Source organism: Paenisporosarcina sp. P4_E4_2 (assembly GCF_056401595.1).
This window is the reverse complement of the sequence record NZ_JBFUJC010000296.1, coordinates 1-3,922: the sequence shown is the minus strand read 5'-3', so window position 1 is coordinate 3,922 and position 3,922 is coordinate 1. Positions and strand designations below refer to the sequence as shown.

At 33.0% G+C, this 3,922-nt stretch carries 6 protein-coding genes; 4 read left to right on the top strand and 2 right to left on the bottom strand.

What is annotated here, in order from left to right:
- Positions 1–667 (bottom strand): S66 family peptidase (locus AC1DSB_RS15795; protein WP_477587072.1); only part of this gene is annotated, 667 nt, incomplete at its 3' end.
- A gap of 118 nt (positions 668–785) precedes the next feature.
- Positions 786–890 (bottom strand): DinB family protein, encoded by a 105-nt coding sequence (locus AC1DSB_RS15790; RefSeq protein WP_477532931.1) that lies wholly within the window; start codon positions 888–890, stop codon positions 786–788.
- A gap of 151 nt (positions 891–1,041) precedes the next feature.
- Here AC1DSB_RS15790 and AC1DSB_RS15785 point away from each other — a divergent pair, with 151 nt between their 5' ends.
- The 4 genes from AC1DSB_RS15785 to AC1DSB_RS15770 all read left to right on the top strand — a co-directional run bounded on the left by AC1DSB_RS15785 (position 1,042) and on the right by AC1DSB_RS15770 (position 3,672).
- Positions 1,042–1,407, top strand: a complete 366-nt coding sequence (locus tag AC1DSB_RS15785; RefSeq protein ID WP_477532932.1) for a hypothetical protein — start codon at positions 1,042–1,044, stop codon at positions 1,405–1,407.
- A 525-nt stretch (positions 1,408–1,932) separates the two neighbouring features.
- Complete coding sequence (locus tag AC1DSB_RS15780) at positions 1,933–2,397, top strand: GNAT family N-acetyltransferase (protein WP_477587071.1); 465 nt, start codon at positions 1,933–1,935, stop codon at positions 2,395–2,397.
- Between the two features lie 181 nt (positions 2,398–2,578).
- The gene (locus tag AC1DSB_RS15775) at positions 2,579–3,244 is read left to right on the top strand and encodes an HAD family hydrolase (RefSeq protein WP_477532195.1); all 666 of its coding nucleotides are present in this window, start codon (positions 2,579–2,581) and stop codon (positions 3,242–3,244) included.
- Positions 3,245–3,489: 245 nt separating this feature from the next.
- On the top strand, positions 3,490–3,672 hold the full coding sequence (locus tag AC1DSB_RS15770) for a hypothetical protein (protein WP_477532196.1): 183 nt from the start codon (positions 3,490–3,492) through the stop codon (positions 3,670–3,672).
- Positions 3,673–3,922: the final 250 nt, after the last annotated feature.

Genomic DNA, 3,922 nt, shown 5'->3' with positions numbered 1-3,922 from the left:
TATATGGACTTCCCCAAATGCCATACATCGTATTTAAATTACCACCTACTAATCGGCCTTGCGCCACACCTTCATTCACACATACCCATTCATTATCCCTCTGTACTTTATCACCCGTTTTAACCTCCCAGTTTAAAGGTTCATCCGTCCATATTGGCGGTGTAGGGATGATAAAAGGAAGACTTTGTTCTTCTATTAACATCTCTTTGAAATAATCATATGTATGGTCAAGAAATGGTTCGAATTCTCCGAAAGAAGGCACCAGAGCAGGTCCATAGAATGTTGGAATTCCTGTTTGGGCATAAATACCGAGCAAGATGGCGGTAGCATCAGAATACCCTATCATGATTTTCGGGTTTTTCTTAAAAGCATCATAATCAAGGTACGGTAGTAGCGCATTGGAATTGGTACCGCCTATTGTAGACATAATCATCTTAATTTCCGGGTTTCGAATAAGTTCGTTTAATTCGTCGGCTCGATCCTGGATGGTCCCCGATCGGTAATAATCATGCTTTCCTGTAAGATTTCCTTCAATAATCTCAAAACCTTTAGATTCTAAAAAGCTTTTTGCCCGTTGAAAGCGTTTCGGTGAAGAATATGTGATGGGTGATGAAGGCGAATAAATACCGATTTTATCCCCTTTTTGCAATCTATTTAATAGTGTCATCAATTCTTGCTCCTTTTAGATCATCATGCGTACTGAGTATCCTATAGTTTTCAATAAAACGAAGTGTCACTTATATTTCTCTAATCTTCCGTGCCTAACACATCTGTATTTGGAGGTTCTATTTCCTCAGGTGAGTCGTCGCAACAATCTTTCCCTTATGATGGAATTCATGTGTAATTACATGCAACAGTAATTTACAACTTGTTCGATTCTGTTTACCCATTCATATTCGTTATGGAAGTTATWCCACATTAAATGTTCGAACACCTTCTTCTACATTGGAAATAAATGGCGTTTATAAGGGGGTGAGCTCTTTTATCTTGTCCTGTGATAAAGTAAGGATTGCAAAAGAACAATTAGCGGAGGTTTAAAAATTGATTAATTATACGTTTGATGGAACGAAGTCTACTTTTAAGAATGATATGGGTGAAGTAACAATTAAATTTAAAAAAACAAGCGGAACCCGTGTAGATATACAAGTTGAAATGAAGCATTACGAAACCGACACTTTTGCAACTTATAAGAAATATATCGCATTGGTAGATAACGGATTTTTGCAGCACTACCCTATTAAAGAATTTACAGTTCAAGGGGTTTCCGTTGGTGAATACAACACAGTAAAGAAATACTTTACGCATATTTTAGGTGAATATGGCTATAAAGAATTTAAAGAAGCCTTTTTAAATGAATATTCATTGCGTTTAGAAATCGAGTTGAATTGGTTTATTAAACGGACTTAATTAAGGTTCTTTTTCTTCCACACAAAAAAGACAGAGGAAACAACTCTTAACCCATTCAGTTTACTGGTACAAAAGTTTAAATAACTATACAAATAACGTCATATTAACATACAAATTAGCATTGCTTTTAGCAGTGCTTTTTTCTTGCTCGATTTTAATAATTAAAAGATTTATATCAAATATATGGAAATATAATAAATAGATATATTGATTAGCAAATTAAAGCAGACCCAGTAAAAACTTTTTAATAAAACGCTGACCTTGAAAGAAATATTATTAAGCCATTTGGTTGGTTTACAGGGTCGGTCAGTTCAAGAAGAAAATAAAATTATTATAAGAAGGAATGGAAAAAATAGTATAATTAAAAAGTCTAAAAATTAATTGATATAATTTTTAGGAAATAGTTGTTAGAGGAGGCGTTCATTATGACAAACAAAAGAATTTCTATTATTAATGACTACAAGGGGATAACGACTAATTAACAAAGTTGTTTAGCGTTTTCCCGAATTTTRAAAGGGGAAACTTATGAGTACAGAAAATGTGAAAATCGTAGAATTAAATGCAGAAAACTGGTACGGCTGTTGTGAATTAGAGATATCAACAGAACAAAAAGAATACATTGAACCCAATGCTATATCAATAGCTCAGTCAAAGTTTGAGCCTACATTAAAGCCATATGCTATTTATGCTGAAGAAAAAGTAGTTGGCTTTTTGATGTACAATTCTGTTCAAGAAGAACTTGATGGTTATTGGGTATATAGAATAATGGTGGATAAGGAATTCCAAGGCAAGGGGATAGGTAAAGCTGCAACTAAATTAATGATTTCAGAGATGGCTAAATTACCGAATGCCCAAAAAATTGTTGTAGGCTATCATCCTGAAAATTTGGGAGCACATAATTTATACTCGAGTTTGGGATTTATTGATAATGGTGATAGGTTCGGTAAAGAAATGGCAGTTATAAAAAATATAACTGAGATAGGTCGATAGAATGTTTCAATAAGAAAGGATCATTCTTTGGTCCTTTCTTATTGTGCTAACGGGGGCTTTACTTCAATTAGTGAAGCCTTTTTCTTACTTAACTAACAGGGCAGGGCAGTTCAATAAGTGCTTGATTTTTTTAAAGATTCTTATGAGTTAAGTTGGAATTTGATACAAAGGGGAGTTTAATATGGACAAATACAAAATAATTTTATTTGATTTAGACGGAACGCTTTCAGACCCTAAAGTAGGTATAACAAAGTCTGTTCAATATGCATTGCAGAAAATGCACATTATTGAGTCTGATATTGATAAACTTGAATGTTTCATTGGTCCACCACTTCAAGATTCTTTTGCTGAATACTACAATTTTGATGAGGAAAATACGCAAAAAGCAATTGATTTTTATAGAGAAAGGTTTAGAGAGATGGGGATGTTTGAAAATGAGTTATATTCAAATATATCGTTACTATTGAAATCATTGAAAGACCTAAATTCCACTTTAGTTGTTGCAACATCAAAGCCTACTGTATTTTCTGAACAAATACTAGTTCATTTTAATATTGATCATTATTTTGACCTTGTTGTCGGAAGTAATCTTGATGGAACAAGAACAGCAAAAACAGAGATTATTCAATACATACTCGATATGTACAATGGGCATAAGCTAGATGACTTTATTATGATCGGTGACAAGAAGCACGATATCATTGGGGCAAATAATAACGGTATTGACTCTATTGGAGTAACTTATGGATATGGTTCATATGAAGAACTAAGTCATTCTAACCCTACTTATATTGTCAATAGTGTTGACCAGTTAAAAGACATTTTGATTGGAAGTCAAGTCAAATAAGTGATATTTAGTTCTTGAACTCCCATGAAAATTTAAAAACGCTCAAAATCTATAAAATTGCATAACAAAAAAGACTCAGAGAAAGCTTTTTTAAAAAAGGCTGAGCCTTCAGAATGGTTATATTGAGTTGAATGTAAAACAGAAACCAACTCCATTCTTCTTAGAATAACGGTAAGGCTGAAAGCTGACCGAGGTAAACTTACATAAGTACGGCATTATTTGTTTGAAATAAGGAGTTACTAGCAATGAAAAAAATATTACTTCGATGGTTTATTGTTCTATCAGCTTTATATACTTTAGGACATGTGCTTTTTGGTTTTGATGAAACTCGGTTGATGAGAGTTATTACCAGTACAATTGGTGCAATTTTCTGTGTCAGTATTCTTCTCTATATGAATATAAAAGAACGAGAAGAAAAGATTTCTTAATCAACAGTTTTGTTCAACTCTACAATAAATTTCTTCAACTAACGTATGCTTAGTTTAATAAGACTTATAAATATTAGGTGCGAACACTCGGCATTTTAAAAGAGCCCAATTCAATGCGAATTTGGGCTCTTTTTGTATGTTTAATTTAGATTTTGTACCAGATAACTGAACGGGTTAAACAACTCTGCCTTTTTTGTATTAAGTCCATTTACTTTTTGAAAACGACATGGGAAATAACATAGAGTTAGAT